The sequence below is a fragment of the Flagellimonas abyssi genome (assembly GCF_019457905.1).
In the GTDB taxonomy this organism is placed as follows: domain Bacteria; phylum Bacteroidota; class Bacteroidia; order Flavobacteriales; family Flavobacteriaceae; genus Flagellimonas; species Flagellimonas abyssi.
In genome coordinates, this window is sequence record NZ_JAHZSV010000001.1 from 364515 (window position 1) to 382501 (window position 17987).

The 17987-nt window shown below is 41.3% G+C and carries 12 protein-coding genes and 1 tRNA gene; 8 read left to right on the top strand and 5 right to left on the bottom strand.

The features are described from left to right. Positions 1-44: 44 nt before the first annotated feature. Positions 45-120: transfer RNA gene (locus K1F36_RS01715), tRNA-His, on the bottom strand. 262 nt (positions 121-382) lie between these two features. On the opposite strand from K1F36_RS01715, the gene K1F36_RS01720 reads away from it, so the two are divergent. Next, positions 383-2476 carry an ATP-binding protein gene (locus K1F36_RS01720; protein WP_220112242.1) on the top strand — a complete coding sequence of 698 codons (2094 nt, stop codon included), beginning with the start codon at positions 383-385 and terminating at the stop codon, positions 2474-2476. On the opposite strand, the gene bshB1 is transcribed toward K1F36_RS01720, so the two are convergent. The 3 genes from bshB1 to K1F36_RS01735 are packed head-to-tail and all read right to left on the bottom strand — an operon-like array spanning position 2473 to position 5816. Beyond that, positions 2473-3195: a bacillithiol biosynthesis deacetylase BshB1 gene (bshB1, locus tag K1F36_RS01725; protein ID WP_220112243.1), complete on the bottom strand. Its 723-nt coding sequence runs from the start codon at positions 3193-3195 to the stop codon at positions 2473-2475. The genes K1F36_RS01720 and bshB1 overlap by 4 nt on opposite strands. A gap of 7 nt (positions 3196-3202) precedes the next feature. Next, complete coding sequence (locus K1F36_RS01730; RefSeq protein ID WP_220112244.1) at positions 3203-4372, bottom strand: trans-sulfuration enzyme family protein; 1170 nt, start codon at positions 4370-4372, stop codon at positions 3203-3205. A 34-nt stretch (positions 4373-4406) separates the two neighbouring features. Continuing rightward, entirely contained in the window at positions 4407-5816 is a 1410-nt protein-coding gene (locus K1F36_RS01735; protein WP_220112245.1) for an MATE family efflux transporter, read from the bottom strand. Between the two features lie 231 nt (positions 5817-6047). Between K1F36_RS01735 and K1F36_RS01740 the strand changes: the two genes are divergently transcribed. After that, positions 6048-7343, top strand: a complete 1296-nt coding sequence (locus K1F36_RS01740) for a M14 family metallopeptidase (protein ID WP_220112246.1) — start codon at positions 6048-6050, stop codon at positions 7341-7343. A gap of 1 nt (position 7344) precedes the next feature. On the opposite strand, the gene K1F36_RS01745 is transcribed toward K1F36_RS01740, so the two are convergent. Next, positions 7345-10509: a cytochrome c biogenesis protein gene (locus K1F36_RS01745; protein WP_220112247.1), complete on the bottom strand. Its 3165-nt coding sequence runs from the start codon at positions 10507-10509 to the stop codon at positions 7345-7347. Positions 10510-10642: 133 nt separating this feature from the next. Here K1F36_RS01745 and K1F36_RS01750 point away from each other — a divergent pair, with 133 nt between their 5' ends. The 6 genes from K1F36_RS01750 (at position 10643) to K1F36_RS01775 (ending at position 17935) form a co-directional block, all read left to right on the top strand. Beyond that, the gene (locus K1F36_RS01750) at positions 10643-11404 is read left to right on the top strand and encodes a Rossmann-like and DUF2520 domain-containing protein (RefSeq protein WP_166247912.1); all 762 of its coding nucleotides are present in this window, start codon (positions 10643-10645) and stop codon (positions 11402-11404) included. Next, positions 11388-11915 (top strand): KdsC family phosphatase, encoded by a 528-nt coding sequence (locus K1F36_RS01755; RefSeq protein WP_220112248.1) that lies wholly within the window; start codon positions 11388-11390, stop codon positions 11913-11915. The genes K1F36_RS01750 and K1F36_RS01755 overlap by 17 nt, the downstream gene beginning before the upstream one ends. Continuing rightward, a complete protein-coding gene (locus K1F36_RS01760; RefSeq protein WP_220112249.1) occupies positions 11908-12507 on the top strand; it encodes a Maf family nucleotide pyrophosphatase in 600 nt (199 codons plus the stop codon). The genes K1F36_RS01755 and K1F36_RS01760 overlap by 8 nt, the downstream gene beginning before the upstream one ends. 34 nt (positions 12508-12541) lie before the next feature. Further along, a complete protein-coding gene (locus tag K1F36_RS01765; RefSeq protein ID WP_220112250.1) occupies positions 12542-13486 on the top strand; it encodes a septum formation inhibitor Maf in 945 nt (314 codons plus the stop codon). A gap of 100 nt (positions 13487-13586) precedes the next feature. Continuing rightward, positions 13587-16118, top strand: coding sequence for a PIG-L family deacetylase (locus tag K1F36_RS01770; protein ID WP_220112251.1), 2532 nt, complete (start codon positions 13587-13589; stop codon positions 16116-16118). 110 nt (positions 16119-16228) lie between these two features. Then, positions 16229-17935: a sodium:solute symporter gene (locus K1F36_RS01775; RefSeq protein ID WP_220112252.1), complete on the top strand. Its 1707-nt coding sequence runs from the start codon at positions 16229-16231 to the stop codon at positions 17933-17935. The last annotated feature ends 52 nt before the right edge of the window (positions 17936-17987 follow it).

The following is a 17987-nucleotide window of genomic DNA, read 5'->3' on the forward strand; positions in this document are numbered from 1 at the left end:
CAAAAAATCCCAAACCATTTTGGCTTGGGATTTTACAAACTCAAGGGTGGAAGACCGGGTTCGAACCGGCGACCTCTGGAACCACAATCCAGCGCTCTAACCAACTGAGCTACAACCACCATTTAAAGCGGATGCAAAAATACTTTTTTGTAATGATTCAACCAAAATATTTTTAAATTTCCAGTGATTTATTATTTCAATCCATATCCATTGCCATTCCAACCTTCTGAAAATGTGATGGTCAATTATAAATCCCCTGAGGTATAATTTTCCGACAAAAAGCACGTTTTTAAGACCAAACACACATTTTTGAACATTTCACAACAATTAGTTTCCAAAATCGTGTTGTCAAATTATTTTTGCCACATATATTTTTAACTGGGTGCTGTCAGAAAAAAACCTCATAATCAACCATAAAAAAACACTATATTCCATAGTGGTTTGCACCCTTTTGCTCTGTACCTCGTCCTCAGTTCAAGCACAATCTTCCAACGAAAGAGACAGCTTGGCCTACAAACTACAGAGCCTCAAATCCACCAATAGGTTCAACCCTAAGGATACGACCCATATCAAGCTTGTGGCCGACCTTGCTTTCTCTTATCAATATTTGGACAGCGATAGTTTATATTCCATCGCTAACAAAGCACTGGAATACAGTAGGGAAATCAACTACCCTCATGGCATTATAAGGGGGCTCGATGCACTGGGGTCCTATCATTACAATAAGGGGAACAGAGAAAAGGCCATTCCAATGTTCAAAGAGGCACTTGAACTTGCCAAGTACATAGGTGACGTAGACTCCGAATTGTCCATCATTAATACCATGGCCCAAAACTACAGCTTTGAAGGGAACTATGCGGAAGCTTTGAACCTTAACCTCAAGGGAATAGATTTGGCCAGGGAAATCAACGACCAATCAACACTATCTGTACTCAACGAAAATATCGCCGGCTTATACGCTGACCAAAAGGATTTTAAAAATGCACTGATGTTTTATGACACCGTGCAAAAATTCAATAGAAATCTGGGCAATGAGGTCGTGGATGCGGAAACACAGAGTAACATGGCTTCTCTTTATAAAGATGCCAAGGACTATAAAAATGCAATGTTCAATATCAACAGAAGCATCGTTACGTTTGAAAAGCATAAAGTTTACGACTGGCTTGCTTATGCCTATCAAGTGAAAGGAGATATTTATCTAGATCAAAAAAAATACAAATGGGCCCTCTATTGGTATGATCAAAGTGATATGCTCTTTAAACACCAAATTGAGGACGACCGTATTCAAATTCAGTTGATGAATGGTATGGCAAAAGTATATTTTGGATTGGAAAACGATAGTCTATCCTTGGTATATGCGAAAAAAGGATTGGCCATGTCCAACAAGATCAAGTCCTTGCAAGGTCAAATAGATTGCTCTGAAACCTTGTACAAAGTCCACAAGAAAAAGGGTGACAATACAGAAGCTCTAGCTTATCTTGAATCTTTCAAGACCTTGTCCGATTCATTGTTTATGGACAAAAACAAGCAGAGTTTATCACTTTTGGAAACCAAGTTAGGATACGAACAAGAGAAAAAGGAATTAATCGAGGCCAACGAAGAAGCTCTTGCCAAGCAACGGAATTACATCTATTTTTCCGTTATCATACTTTTGATTTTGAGCATCATCACTTTTGTGATCAGAAGGAGTGAGAATATCCAGAAAAAACTGAACAAAGAGCTTAAGGACAAATCAAAGGCCGTGACACAGCGTGAAGCCCAGTTGCATGAAATCAATAAAACCAACACCAAGCTTTTCTCTATAATTGGTCATGACCTGCGTGGCCCCATCGGTGGTCTACAGAGTATTTTGAAAATGTTTACGGAAGGAGATATCTCCACAAAGGAACTGATCTCCTTCATTCCTAAATTAAAAACGGATGTGGACAATATTTCCTTCACATTGAACAACCTTCTTTCATGGGGGCTTAACCAGCTTAATGGTGTGGTAACCAAACCAAAAAGATTCTCTCTGTCCTATTTGGTAAACAATAATATTAAATTGCTTTCGGAGATTTCCCAGAGCAAATCCATAAAAATAATCAATCAACTTCCTGAAAATCCACGAATTTGGGCCGATAACAACCAAATTGATATCGTAATAAGAAATATTTTAAGCAACGCAATAAAATTCACCCCAGAGAATGGGCTTATTACTATTGAAGCAGAGGAGAAGGGCGATATGTGGCAAATTTCCATTAGGGATACCGGAGTTGGAATGACCGCTGAAGTGCAAAGGACCATTTTCCGGGATTCTTCCAACATTACCACGTATGGTACCAATAATGAAAAAGGGACAGGACTTGGTCTTTCCCTATGTAAGGAAATGGTACACAAAAACAATGGTGAAATTTGGGTGGAAAGTATACCCCGTAAAGGCACAACCTTCTATTTTACCCTCCCAAAGGCTCAAAATAGATATCAAAAAGCCTCTTAGATCAAATCCTCAAGGCTATCCACCCCAATGAATCGTTCCACTGTGAAGCCTTCCGCATATTCCACACCTATAATTCTTCCTAGGTCTCTAGCACGGTAATTTATACTATCGGTAAAGTTTTTGCTACTAATCGGTGTTTCCGGTTCTTCGCTGTCTGGATCATAAAATTGGGACCCGTAGGCCATTATGGCCTTGGTCTTTGTATCAATAAATCCAGAAACATCAACTACAAAGTCTGGCTCCAAGTTCTTCCATTGGATAAAATGATAGACCAACTTCGGTCTCCAAGCCTCTTGCCATTGGTCGTCTCCGTCCATTTTGGTCTCAATTTTCATCAAACCGCTCAAAAAGCAGGCATCACTCACCAATTTACTGCCCTTAGCGTGATCAATATGACGATCCTCGACAGCATTGCACAATACTATTTCCGGCCTATATTTTCTAATAATCTTAATCAATTCCAGTTGATGCTGCTTATCATTTACAAAAAATCCATCGGTAAATTCCATGTTTTCCCGTACGGCCACACCTAAAATTTCTGCAGCCTTGGCAGCTTCCCTGTCCCTGATTTCCGCAGAACCACGGGTTCCAAGTTCGCCACGGGTCAAATCAACAATTCCAACCTTTTTTCCTTTGGAAACTTCCTTTGCTATGGTGGCACCTGCCCCCAATTCGGCATCATCTGGATGCGCTCCGAATACTAAAATGTCTAATTTCATATAATTCTTAAGCCGTAACGGTCATAGATTTTACTTTGGCGATCGCCTGTTCGATATCCGCTATTAAATCTTCTGCTTCCTCTATTCCCAGGGAGAAACGGATCAAAGAGTCCTTTATCCCTTGTTTTGCCCTATCCTCCGGGCTCATCAAAGCATGAGAGGTCTGTGTCGGCGAAAGCACAGTGCTTTCGATTCCGGCCAAACTCATGGATGGTTTTATCAACTTTAATTCCTTGAAGAACCGGGAAGCATCTATCCCCTGGTTCAGTTCAAAAGAGAGCATTCCTCCAAAACCTTTCATCTGCGATTTGGCCAGTTCATGACCTGGGTGGTCCTTAAGTCCGGGATAGTACACATTGTCCACATCCTTGCTTTGGCTCAAATAGGTGGCCATTTGCATCGCATTCTCATTTTGGGCCTTTACACGAATGGCCATCGTTTTTAAACTACGTTCCAATAGCCATACAGTATAATCACTAAGGCTTCCTCCAAAACAAATTCCTGTTTGCCACACCTTGTCCATGTACTCCTGTGATGCGGCTACCACACCAGCACAGATATCGGAATGTCCGCCCATATACTTTGTGGCACTGTGCACCACCACATCGATTCCAAAATCAACTGGGTTTTGGTTGATGGGACTGGCAAAGGTATTGTCGATCATGGACAGGATTCCTTTCTGTTTTGCCAAATCGGCCACTCCTTTCACATCGGTAATGGTCAATAAGGGGTTTGATGGCGTTTCCAAATACAGCACTTTGGTGTTGGGTTTGATTTCTTTCTCAAAATCTTCCACTTCCCAACCTGTGGTAAATGAATACTCAATGCCAAATCTCTCGAATTGACTTACAGCAAAATGATAGGTGCCACCGTAAATAGTCTGCTGCAGCACCACATGGTCACCAGCCTGCAGAAATGCCATCAAAGCTGTACTTATAGCAGCCATTCCGCTACCAAAAATCAAAGCAGCCTCGGTATGCTCCAAGGCTGCCAGTTTTTTGCACAATGCCTCTTGATTGGGCGTGTTGTAATATCTTGGGTATCTTTTGATGTCCACATCCTCAAATTGATAGGATGTACTCATATATAAAGGGGAAACAGCTCCCTTGAACTCCTTGTCCTCCAACTCCCCTACATGGGTACAGATGGTATTGAGTCCTTTTTTATCGTTTTTCATGTTGGTTTTCTTTAGGATAAAGATACGAAACCCATCATACTTGGACTTTCTTCCACTTTCCTTTTTTAAACCATATCATGGCCAAAACCGCTATAAGTATTTCCGCCGCAGTAATGGCAACAAAAACGCCGGTTGCGCCCCAACCCAAAACCAATGCAGATATATAGGCCAATGGTAACTGGAAAACCCAAAAAGCGATCAAATTTATCTTGGTCGGGGTTCCCGTGTCCCCTGCTCCGTTGAAAGCTTGGGTCATGACCATGCCATAGGCATAAAAAATATACCCCAAAGCAATCACCTGAAGACAAAGTGCACCACTTTTTACAACTTCTGGTGTAGTATTGAACCAAGAAACAATGGTATTTGCAAAAATCAGGTAGACCAAAGAAACCGTTCCCATAAAATAGGCATTGTATTTACCCGTTTTCCAAACGGACCGTTCTGCCCTATCTGGTTGTTTGGCTCCGAGATTTTGACCCACCAAAGTGGCTGCTGCATTGCTCATACCCCAAGATGGCATCAAGGTGAACATCATTACACGAATGGCAATGGTATATCCTGCCAATACTTCGCTTCCAAACTCCGACATAATGCGCATCAAGAAAATCCAACTGGAGGTTCCTATCAAGAATTGGGCAATACCGCCCAACGAAACTTTAATCAAATTAAGCATCACCTTAAAGTTCAAAACCAAGTCCTTGGCCATTAGTTTGATTTTGCCCCAACCAAAGAACAAAATCCCCAATTGAAAAAGTACCGCGGTTCCCCTACCAATATTCGTAGCTACGGCCGCACCCTTAACTCCCATTTCTGGAATGGGTCCAAACCCAAAGATGAACATGGGGTCCAATATAATGTTGAGCCCGTTAGAGAGCACCAAAGCCCACATAGCAATGGATGCATTGCCTGCACCACGAAAAATGGCATTGATCAAGAACAAAAGTACCACGGTAATGTTTCCTCCGATCAAAAATTGGGTATAACCATATCCTTCGGCAATTAAATCGGGGTCACCTCCCATTAATGCCAAAATATCCTTGGCAAAAATGATTCCCACGACCCCAATGACAATGGAAATTACCACACCCAAACTAATGGCCTGTACGGCTGCAATTCGTGCACCGTCAACATCTTTTTCGCCAATTCTACGGGCAACAATGGCAGTTGCTGCCATACTAAGGCCAATGGCAAGTGCATAGACCAATGTAATCACGGATTCAGTAAGGCCGATGGTGGCCACGGCATTGACGCTCACTTTGGAAACATAGGCAATATCCACTAGCGCAAATATGGATTCCATGAGCATTTCCAAGATCATGGGAATGGAAAGCATAAAAATGGCCTTTCGGATGCTTCCTGTGGTAAACTCTGTTTCTTTACCAGAAATAGCTATCCAGAAATACTGAATAAATTTTTTAAATGAATTTGTATGTTGATGTGTCATTATCTAAGAATTATGTGTAAAAAAAGAAGTAAAATGTCAAGTTTCCGAAAAGTGTTCGGTTACATAAATCGGGTTTCCCCAATGGTGACATCTATCGCGTACATAATTCTTATAGCTTCATGATGATGCAAATATGCAAAAAAATCCGATATATTATCAAAAATTTTTATTTAGAACTTCGACTCATGTCGTTACCTTCGTAACCAAACCAACTCAAATAATTCAAAAACCATGCGTATCAAAAGTTTGATTGCCATTGGAATATTATCCTCCATGGTGCTTTCATCATCTTGTAAAAAGAAACCAGAAACTGCCGAAACCGAAGAAAAAACAGGATACCAAGGTCAGGGAAAAAGCCCTGTTGTGCCCACGGTGGACAAACCCGTTCAAAAACAATGGAGAGGCATTTGGGCCTTTAACGATAGTACTACTTTCTTTTCCAATAAGTTTGACGGTGCCCGTTTAAACGGTGTCGCCTACGACGGTGACGATCATTATACCATTTGGGTGACGGCAGAAAACACCCCCATCAATGTGAGCCCTTGGTATGCTTTTCAAGTATGGTCGGATGAGCCCCGCGATATTACGGTTCAGTTGAATTATCAGGATTCCAGAAGTAGGTATTACCCGAAAATCAGTACGGATGGAAGAAACTTTGCTCCACTAGACAGTACAAAATTTAAGGCCATCAATCCCGGCGAAGGTGAATTTGGCATAAAAGCAGCTCCCGAATCTGCAGAGCTTACCATTAGTGTGACCAAAGAACCGACTTGGATAACCGCACAAGAGCTTTACACATCTTCCGTTGTGCAAGAATGGGTGGATTCCCTGAGCCAAAAACCATTTATTGAAAATTATCCCATTGGGCTTTCCAAGGAGAAAAGAACCATGCATTTGATGGAAATCAATGAAAATAAGGATTCCAAAAAGGCAATTATGATTATTTCCAGACAACACCCACCAGAGGTTACAGGATTCTTAGCTATGAAATCTTTTATCGAAACCATCTCCGGTGATTCTGAAATTGCCAAGGAATTTAGGCAAGAACATACGGTTTTTGTGGTGCCATTGATGAATCCCGATGGGGCCGACAACGGACATTGGAGACATAACATGGGCGGTATTGACCTGAACAGGGACTGGCAAAACTTTAATCAGCCTGAAACTAGAAACGTTCGAGATTTTCTTGTGGAAAAGGATAAAGAGTATGATTTTGTTTTCGGAGCAGATTTTCATTCCACTTGGGACGACATCTATTACCCTATTGATACGACCGTGACCGGTGAAAAAGGAAAAATAGTGTTTGATTGGATTGAGAACATCAGCCAAAGACTACCACAAAAGAAGACAAACGTTAGTGCATCCGACGAAATTGACCCAACGATGGTTTCCAGTAAGTATTTTTACGTACACCACGGAATGCCTGCCATTGTGTTTGAGCTGGGCGACAATACCTCCAGACCTTTCCTAAAGGAAAAAGGCAAGGTGGCAGCAGAGGAAATCATGAAACTTTTATTGGAGCAATAACCTATTTTTTGGCGTAATGCACTTTGTAACGCCAAAAACTGATTCCACCCAGAATAAAGACCCCGAGTACTGTGTACCACACAAAGCTTGGGGTTATTACTTGGTCTCCACTAGCATAACTGTGCAGTCCTACCAAATAGAAGTTTACGCCAAAATACGTCATCATAATGCTGGCATAAGCCACAATACTGGCAAAATTATAGACCCATTTGCCACGAAGACCAGGGACCAATCGCATGTGTAGAACAAATGCATAGATCATAATCGAAACCAACGCCCAAGTCTCCTTGGGGTCCCAGCCCCAATAACGGCCCCAGCTTTCATTGGCCCATTGGCCTCCCAAAAAGTTACCTATGGTCAGCATCACCAAACCTGCTGTTAGTGCCAGTTCGTTGATAACGGTCAGCTCCTTTATATTGATGTCCATTCGTTTTTTGTTCTTTTTGGTGGTAAGCACCATCAACAACAAGGCAACCACACCCAAGATCATTCCTACGGTCAACGGCCCATAGCTACCTACAATTACGGCTACGTGAATCATCAACCAATAACTATCGAGAACGGGTTGTAGATTGGCAATAGCGGGATCAACCCAGCTTTGGTGCGCGACCCACAATAACATACAGGTAACAAATGCGCTGGAAGCTATGGTCAACTCACTCTTTCTACCAAGTGCCAATCCAATTCCCATGGTTGCCCATGCCACATAGAGTATACTTTCATAAGCATCGCTCCATGGTGCATGCCCGGATATGTACCAACGCAAAATCAAACCAATGGTATGCCATATAAAAAATATGATGATGGTACCTTTTAACGCATAAGCGGTAGCGTCAAGAAATTTACGTTCCTTAAAAATTTTGGCTATCAAAACAAAGAACAACAACAAACCAACTATTGCGTAGTACTTGTACAACCGGTTAAAGAGATCTAACTTATTATAAATGATCTCGATTTTTATCTTGTTATCCGATGGCAATATTTCCTCCCCATGATTGGTTTGGTTCTGCTTGAAGGCCTCCAACAATTTATCCGGTTGGGAATAGTCGCCTGTTACTATGGACTGCTGCAATGAATTCAAATAGTAGGGCATTGCATTCTTGATGAAATTAGCATAGAGCGAATCCTGAACCTGATATTCTCCACCACGATATTCCACGGCAGAGATCCATTTGTTGTTCTCATCGTTCAGCAATGGGAATATCTTCACCATTTGACCGCTCAGGGCAACATCCAATAGACTTAAGCGCTCCCCTACTTTCTTAAAATCCTTTTCGAATTTGTTAGGGTTTGCCTTGGAGGTCGCCTTCTCCAAAAAAGGCCTGAGTTTATAGCTTCCCTTGGCATCAAAGAAATCTGTTGCCTTAACAAATTTTGTTTCTTCAGGAACACCGATAACCTTACGAATACTGTCATTTCCCTTATCTCCCAATGCAATAATGTCGGTAGTGTACCAAACGCCAGGGTTCAGCATCATGGAAAGGAAAACTTGATTGGCTGAAAGGTCTTGATATTTGTCGTTCCCGCTTAATTTTCGCAAAAGTTCAGAAGCGAAAGTGTTCACGGGCTTCATTCGTCCATTTTCATCCTGTATGATCAATGCGCCAAATTTTTCGGCATGCTCTTCGGCCACTGTGGTTGCAGTGATTACAGAATCTATTTGTTTTTGAGTGGGTATGGTTGAATGTTCGTGCGCATCTTGTGCATTTATAGATACAAAGGCAAATAATAGTACAATCGTGGTCAACGCAGCCTTCTTTTCCTTTATTTTTTTGAGCATGATCTGTAAATCCCTAAAACGTGTTTTACCAAAAAACATAATGCCCATTAACCCGATGTAAAGCAGAAAATATCCAATATAGGTTATCCAGGTACCCCACCAATCATGGTTTACGGAAAGACCGGTACCTTTTTCATCTGGATCAAAATTCGCCTGAAAAAAACGGTATCCCTTATGGTCCAAAACGTGGTTCATATAAATATCGTAATCAAAAGGGCGATCGTCGTGTACCGTAACCTTGCTCATAAAAGAAGCATAGCCCGCTTCTGTTCCGGGATATTTTTCCGCGATAAAATCGTTCAATTCAATGGAGAAAGGAAGTTCGTATACTTTTGATCCATAGCTCAATGAAAAATCCAAGCCTCCAACGTTTATCTTATCGGAGAAGTTGGCACTCCCCTTGCCTCCCAATAATTTCACCTCTTGGGTATCCCCATTTGCAGAGATGGATACCACCAATGCGTCTTGTGTTGCAGGGGTAATTTCTTCCTCGGGCACATCGACGACCCCATACCTACCTTTGATCAAGGGCTCGGGCACCACAAACTGCATCCCCCCCATGTTGTAGAGCGAACGTAGTTGTAATTGCTGAATGCTATCACTGGCCACTACACCCTTAAACTGGTCGGCCATACGCATAAAATCCCCTTCAAAAGGTGATTTGATACGATAACCGTTCTCTTTATCATAAAAAATATTGATGGCACCGTCGGTTTCATTGTTCAGGGCAAAAAGAATATTGTGGACACTGGCTATTTTCCCATTTTCCAAATAATGTTCATGTCGTTGTCCATCGCCCGCTTCCACAATTTGTAAATATTCAGCTCCATTTTCATCTGGCACCAACCCTTCTTCCGCTCCCTGAATAAAATCAACATAGGAGATGGAAAATGGTTTCCCATTAAAATCGGATTTCCATGGTAGACTGGTACGTTTCCCTTCAGGCGTTACCAAGATATCGTCCTCCAGCACCCTTCTTTTGGTTTCTCCATTGATCTCACCATCAACAAACGCCGTTAAAAAGGTCTTGTCCGAATAAAAAACTTTTTCAGTAGCACCTTCCCTAATGGGCATCATACCCTCGTAACTGATGTAACGGGTCACAAAAGCACCAATAATGATCAAAATCCACGAAAGGTGAAGAACAAGTACTGGCCATTTTTTCCACTGCAACAACCGATATCTGTAAATGTTTCCGAAAAAATTGATTACAAAAAATACCATAATGGCCTCGAACCAAGTAGCATTATAGATGTAAATTCGTGCGGTTTCGGTACTGTACCAAGTTTCCACAAAAGTTCCCATGGCCAATGCCGCAGCAAAAACCAAAAATAGAACAGCCATAAGTCTTGTGGAAAAAAGCGTTTTTTTAAGAATATCAATCATGGAAATTCGGTCTACTTTCGGCTTGCAAAAATACGGCCTTTTTAGAACTTCCTTACTGCCCAGAAGAATAAAAATCGTACATATTTGTTAATTCTCAGTATAATCCATCAACCCTAAATTTGTAGTTTTGGGCATGCTAAAGATTGTGATTTTTGGTACCGGAAACCTCGCCAAACACCTCTACACTGCTTTTTTAAAAGCCGATGATGTCGATGTGGTGCAGGTTATAGGCCGTAATGTGAAAGAATTACAGCACTTTTCGGAATATTCCAATATTTCCAATGATTTTGATGCTATAACTGATGCCGATGTCTACGTGATAGCGGTAAAGGACGATGCCATTGGCGAAGTCTCTAAATATCTATCAAACAAAAAGGGAATCGTGGCCCACACTTCGGGGGCCATCGATATGAATACTTTACAGTCCGTGAAAAAAGGGGTTTTTTATCCCTTACAGACTTTTACCAAGGATAAAGAAGTGGATTTTTCAAACATTCCGATCTGTATCGAAGCTGATCATGAAAAATCCTTGAATACCTTGAAGAGTTTGGCGATGTCCATTTCCAAAAACGTGCATCAGATTGACTCAGAACAGCGAAAAAAATTGCATCTTGCGGCCGTTTTTGTGAACAACTTCACCAATTGCCTGTACAGCATTGGCGAAGAACTTTGTTTGGAAGAAGGCCTTTCTTTTGATTTATTGAAACCTTTGATCATGGAAACGGCCCATAAAATTCAGACCATGTCACCCCAGGAGGCGCAGACTGGTCCAGCTCGCCGAAATGATATCAAGAGTATGGAAGGCCACCTAGAACTCCTGAACAAGAAAGAACACATTACACTCTATAAATTATTGAGCCAAGCCATAAAACAAGCCCATGAAAAAGAATTATAAAGAGCTATTGAGCAACATTACCACCTTTGTATTTGACGTTGACGGTGTTTTTACCGATGGAACGGTTTTAATCACCACCGATGGAGAGTTGCTTCGCAAAATGAGTGTTAAAGATGGGTATGCCCTAAAAACTGCGATACAAAAGGGATACAATATCTGTATAATTACCGGCGGGACCAATAAAGGGGTAAAAGAGCGCTTGAAAGGTCTTGGGGTAACCGATTTTTATATGGGTGCCCACCATAAACAAGAACCTTTGGAAGAATATTTGGAGATTCATGGGATTGACCCACAAACCGTTGTTTACATGGGAGATGACATGCCGGATATTCCTCCTATGAAAATGGTCGCCCTTGCTACTTCTCCGCAAAATGCGGTGCCGGAGGTAAAGGCAATTTCCGATTATGTTTCGCATAAAAATGGTGGCGATGGCTGCGTTCGAGACATTATTGAACAGGTTTTAAAGGTTCGTGGGGACTGGAACGATAATTTTAGCGCAGAGAATGACTAAAAATCCACTTAAAGAAAAACTCAAGGATAAAAAAATCATTCTGGGCTCCGGTTCACCAAGACGGAAAATGTTTTTGGAAGAATTGGGAATCGACTTTGAGGTACGGCCCAAATCCGTGGAAGAAATCTACCCCGAAGAACTGAGAGGGGGAGAAATATCTGAATATCTGGCCAAATTAAAGGCTACACCGTTCATGAATGATTTGGAAGACAATCAAATTGTGATTACTTCGGATACCGTGGTGTGGCACAACGGTGTATCTTTAGCGAAAGCGGCCAACCATGATGAAGCATTTAAAATGCTGCGGACCCTCTCGGGTGATTGGCACGAGGTAATCTCATCCGTATGTTTTACCTCAAAACATTTCCAAAAAACCGTTAGTGGCGTCACCAAGGTGAAGTTGAAAGACTTTTCGGATGACGAAATCAATTACTACATTGAAACTTGCCAACCGTTTGATAAAGCTGGAGCTTACGGTATTCAAGAGTGGATAGGAATGATAGGCATCTCGGAAATCCAAGGGTCATATAACAATGTAGTGGGACTTCCTACCGATTTGGTCTATGAAACCTTGATAAATCTGGTTTCTTGAGTTTGGATGCGTAACTTTACGTAAACCCTGTTCTATGAAACCTTTATCTTCAGCTAAGATTTTAGTCAGTTTAGTGGCTTTTTCCCTATTGGGAGCATGCAATGACAACCGTCAAAAAACTGATGGTTCCACATCTTCTACCCCATCAAAAGAAGACACTCCAAAACCAAGAGCAACTATTTCTGACGAGTTCAAGGCATATTGGTATGCCGGTGAAGCAGAAATCACATCCTATAAACTGGAACAAGCAAGATATGGTGAGCTCAGGGATGGAAATGCAGTTTTAATTTATGTAACCGAGCCCTTTTTGCCTCAAGAACAGGTAAAAGCGAACAACAACAATCCAGAAAGCATATCCGTCTTAAAATTGAATGCCACTAAAAAGTTTTTGACAGGTATTTACCCCTACTCCATTATGAGCAGCACCTTTTATCCCGTATATGACAATCAACATGCGCTTAAAACAAGTTTATCCGTACAGGAGTGGTGCGGGCACGTGTATTCCCAGTTGAACAATAGGAATCAATTTGAGTTTACTTCGCATTCTTATTTTGAAGGGGAGGCAGACCAAAATTTCTCCATGGAAAAAGTAATCCTAGAAAATGAAATTTGGACCAAAATCAGAATAAACCCAGAAAATCTTCCTACCGGTGAAATTTCAATAATACCTTCTCTGGAGTATTTAAGGTTAAGGCATCAAGAAGTGAAACCATATAATGCCATTGCCCAAATTTCATCAAAAGAGGGGATTACAACCTACACTATTTCCTATCCAAATTTGGAACGAAATTTGATGATAAATTTCACGACAAACTTCCCATATTCCATCGTAAGTTGGGAGGAAAAATTTAAAAGTGGATTTGGTTCAAACGCAAAAACATTGACCACGTCCGCATCCAAAATCAAAACATTGAAAACGGCCTATTGGAAACAAAATGAAAATAAAAATCTAGTTTTAAGGGATAGTTTAGGGCTATAAGTCCGTTTAATAACACTCGGGGAGCGTTAAAACTCTTCTAAACAAACCAATAACTGAATACAAACTACCTATATTTGATTTAACCGCTAAATGACCAACTATGAAGCATTTTTGGGTACTCCTTTCCTTAACCATATTACTAGTCACAAACTCCTTTGCCCAAAAGCCCGATAAGCCTACCTCTGCTGAGCTTTTTCATGAAATCCAAAAATTGAATTTTTTGGGAACGGCACTCTATGTTGCCGCGCATCCGGATGATGAAAATACTAGCCTTATTTCTTATATGGCCAACCATGAAAAGGCAAGAACAGTATATCTTTCCATGACACGTGGAGATGGCGGGCAAAACTTGATAGGCCCTGAATTACGTGAACTTTTGGGAGTGTTGCGAACCCACGAACTTTTGGCGGCAAGACATATGGATGGCGGAGAACAACGTTTTACACGCGCCAACGATTTTGGTTTTTCCAAACATCCAAAAGAGACATTGAAAATTTGGGACAAAGATAAAGTCTTGGCCGATGTGGTCTGGACAATCAGACAAATTAAACCCGATGTCATCATCAATCGTTTTGACCATAGGACCCCGGGCTCGACCCATGGACATCATACCTCCTCAGCCATTTTAAGTATGGAGGCATTTGATTTGGCAAATGACCCCAATGTTTATTCCGAGCAATTGGAACAGACAACCCCTTGGCAGCCAAAGCGTATTTTCTACAACACATCTTGGTGGCAATATGGAAGTCAAGAAGCATTTGAAAAGGTGGATAAATCAGGTATGGTAAGTTTGGATGTTGGCACCTACTATCCCGAACTAGGGCTTTCCAATAACGAAATCGCTTCAATGGCGAGAAGTCAACACCTTTGTCAAGGGTTTGGTAGGTTGACCGATAGGGGTTCCGATATGGAATACATTGAACTTCTGAAAGGTGATATGCCTAAAAGCAATGATGTTTTTGAGGGTATCAACACGACCTGGTCCCGAGTAAAAGGAGGCGAGGCCATAGGGGATATTTTATACAAGGTAGAGGCTAATTTTGATTTCCAGAACCCATCCAAGCACATTCCCGAACTTGTCAGGGCCTATCAATTACTTCAAAAAGTGGAGGATAAGCACTGGAGGACCCTTAAATCTGAAGAGTTAAAAAATATAATTTCGGCCGCTGCAGGATTATATTTGGAGGCCAGTTCAGCAAGTGCTTCCACAACTCCGGGCAGCAAAGCAACAATCAATATTGAAACTATCAATAGGTCATCACAAAATGTAACTTTAAAAGATATTCAAATTGTTGGGGCCGGTGCCAAACTAACACCGAATAAGGTTTTGGGAGACAATCAAAAGGAGAATTTCGAGGTCAACTTTACTGTACCCGCAAACACACCATACACCAGTCCATATTGGTTGAACGAGCCTGGAACCTTGGGGACCTATACGGTAAATAACCAAAGCTTAATTGGCAAACCCGAAACCCCAAGTGCCTTTAAGGCCATTTTTAGTCTGGAAATCGATGGTGTGGAAATTCCATTCGAGAAATCAGTTGTCCACCGCTACTCTAAGCCAGATAGAGGCGAACTTTACGAGCCATTTGCTATTTTGCCCGAGGTTACCTCCAAAATTGATGAAAAAGTCTTGATATTCGCCAATTCCGACACAAAAAGCGTACAGGTAAAAATCAGAGCCGGAAAAAATGATGTGTCGGGTATAGTCGAATTGGACCATCCAATGGGCTGGAAAGTTTCCCCAAACAGCATTCCATTCTCCATAGCCCAGAAAGGAGAGGAAATTCCAGTAATATTTGAGGTTACCCCTCCAAGTAATGAAAGTGAAGGAAAAATTGAACCTAAAGTAAGTGTCGGCAGTAAAATTTATGCAGATGAACTTGTAGAAATTGATTACAATCATATTCCGAAGCAATCCATTCTACTACCATCAGAAGCCAAAGTGGTTCGTATGGATATAAGAAAATCTGGTGAACACATTGCCTACATAATGGGTGCGGGAGACAATGTTCCCGAAAGTTTGGAGCAAATCGGTTACCAAGTGCATGTGGTAGACCCAAATGATATTCAAAATGGAGATTTGGACAAGTATGATGCTGTAGTGGTGGGCATCAGGGCCTACAATGTTGTAGATGCCCTAAAATTCAAGCAACCCGTTTTGTTCGACTATGTCAAGAATGGTGGCACCATGATCGTGCAATATAACACAGCAGGAAGATGGGCAAGTCAATTTGAAAATATTGCACCTTACGAGGTCACCCTTTCCCGCGACAGGGTTACTGACGAGAATGCAGAAGTCAAAATATTGGCGCCCAACAATTCATTGGTAAACTTTCCAAATACCATCACGGAAAAAGATTTTGATGGATGGGTACAGGAACGGGGATTATACTATCCAAGCCAGTGGAGCTCGGAATTTACACCTATCCTCTCCATGCAAGATGAAGGCGAGACCGAGAAACAAGGCAGCCTCATAGTAGCACCATATGGAGAAGGTCACTATATTTACACAGGACTGAGCTTTTTCAGGGAATTGCCTGTTGGGGTTTCGGGAGCATATAAACTGTTTGCAAATATGCTTTCCATAGGAAAAGATGAAGTAAAAAGCGACAATAATGTCAAAGGATAATATGGATACCAAATTCGAATGGAAGAAAGAATACAGCATTGTTATTCTTTTGAATGCCATATATATTTTAGTGTTTTACCTCATAATGATTTTAAACAATTAAACCCTGAATGGCATTACTCGACTGGATTATTCTTGGTAGCACCCTGATTTTCATCGTTGCTTACGGTGTTTGGAAAACCCGTGGCAACAATAGTGTAGACGATTATGTTCGCGGAGGTGACGATGTAAAATGGTGGACCATTGGCTTATCCGTAATGGCAACACAAGCAAGTGCCATCACATTTTTGTCCACTCCCGGCCAGGCATTCCACGACGGTATGGGGTTTGTTCAGTTCTATTTTGGACTTCCCTTGGCCATGATCGTCATTTGTTTGGTATTTATTCCTATTTATAAAAAGCTAAAGGTATTCACCGCTTACGAGATGCTCGAAGGTCGTTTTGACCTTAAGACCCGTACATTGACCGCCCTACTATTTTTGGTACAACGCGGTTTGGCAGCAGGGATTACCATTTTTGCTCCTTCAATAATCCTCTCCGCCGTTTTGGGGTGGGACTTGAGGACTTTGAACATAATCATAGGGATTTCGGTTATTATCTATACCGTTTCGGGTGGTACCAAAGCGGTAAGTGTTACACAAAAGCAACAGATGTTCATCATAATGCTGGGGATGTTTTTTGCGTTTTTCTTTATTTTGGGAGCTCTTCCCACCGATATTTCATTTGATAAAGCTTTAAAAATAGCGGGGGCGAACAACAAACTCAACATTCTTGATTTTTCTTTTGACACCAACAACAGATACACGTTTTGGAGTGGAATCACAGGTGGTTTCTTTTTGGCCTTGGCCTATTTTGGGACAGATCAAAGCCAAGTACAACGCTATCTGTCCGGTAGGAGCGTAAAAGAAAGTCAATGGGCATTGATTTTTAATGGAATTTTTAAAATACCCATGCAGTTTTTTATTCTGTTGGTAGGTGCAATGGTGTTTGTCTTTTATCAGTATAATTCTTCCCCCTTGAACTTTAACCCTGCTGCCACAGAAGCTATCATGAAGTCAGATTACGCCAATGATTATCAAGCCCTGGAGAACGACCATAAAGAATTGGAAAAGGAAAAACGCATGGCACAACATTCCTTCTCCGCGGCCCTAGAATTAAAGGAGTACAATGCCATTGAACAGGCCAAACAGGATATCATAAAAATCAATGAAAAAGAAACAGCAAATAGAGAAACTGCCAAGGACCTGATTGCCAAAGCAGATGCTACAGTTGAGACCAATGATAAAGATTATGTTTTTATCCATTTTATACTGAATAATCTACCGGTGGGACTAATTGGTCTTCTTTTGGCCGTTATACTCTCAGCCGCCATGTCATCAACAGCTTCTGAGTTAAATGCGCTTGGCACCATTACCGCATTGGACCTATACAAAAGGAACGTAAGAAAAAAGCATGGCCAAGAACATTATTTAAAGGCAACCAAGGCCTTTACCCTACTATGGGGAATAATTGCTATCATAATTGCAAACGTTGCCAGTCTCTTTGATAATTTGATTCAGCTGGTCAACATCATAGGTTCCATTTTTTATGGAAATGTGCTGGGTATCTTTTTACTGGCTTTCTTCTTTAAGTTTGTGAAGGGAAATGCGGTTTTTGTAGCGGCTATTGTAACCCAAATTATTGTGATCATTGGCTGGTATTTGGACTGGATGTCCTATCTATGGTTGAATGCTTTCGGGTGTGTCTTGGTAATTCTGTTGGCAATAATCACACAATTGTTCGATAACTTCTTGGGCAATTCTCCCATTGAACAATAAAAAAACCCACTAAAAAGTGGGCTTCTTTATCATTATATGGGAATAAGACCTA

Coding starts and splice junctions, on each gene's coding strand:
- bshB1 (WP_220112243.1), bottom strand. CDS start 3,195: ATGAAATTAGACATTTTAGTATTCGGAGCGCATCCAGATGATGCCGAA.
- K1F36_RS01730 (WP_220112244.1), bottom strand. CDS start 4,372: ATGAAAAACGATAAAAAAGGACTCAATACCATCTGTACCCATGTAGGG.
- K1F36_RS01735 (WP_220112245.1), bottom strand. CDS start 5,816: ATGACACATCAACATACAAATTCATTTAAAAAATTTATTCAGTATTTC.
- K1F36_RS01740 (WP_220112246.1), top strand. CDS start 6,048: ATGCGTATCAAAAGTTTGATTGCCATTGGAATATTATCCTCCATGGTG.
- K1F36_RS01745 (WP_220112247.1), bottom strand. CDS start 10,509: ATGATTGATATTCTTAAAAAAACGCTTTTTTCCACAAGACTTATGGCT.
- K1F36_RS01750 (WP_166247912.1), top strand. CDS start 10,643: ATGCTAAAGATTGTGATTTTTGGTACCGGAAACCTCGCCAAACACCTC.
- K1F36_RS01755 (WP_220112248.1), top strand. CDS start 11,388: ATGAAAAAGAATTATAAAGAGCTATTGAGCAACATTACCACCTTTGTA.
- K1F36_RS01760 (WP_220112249.1), top strand. CDS start 11,908: ATGACTAAAAATCCACTTAAAGAAAAACTCAAGGATAAAAAAATCATT.
- K1F36_RS01765 (WP_220112250.1), top strand. CDS start 12,542: ATGAAACCTTTATCTTCAGCTAAGATTTTAGTCAGTTTAGTGGCTTTT.
- K1F36_RS01770 (WP_220112251.1), top strand. CDS start 13,587: ATGAAGCATTTTTGGGTACTCCTTTCCTTAACCATATTACTAGTCACA.
- K1F36_RS01775 (WP_220112252.1), top strand. CDS start 16,229: ATGGCATTACTCGACTGGATTATTCTTGGTAGCACCCTGATTTTCATC.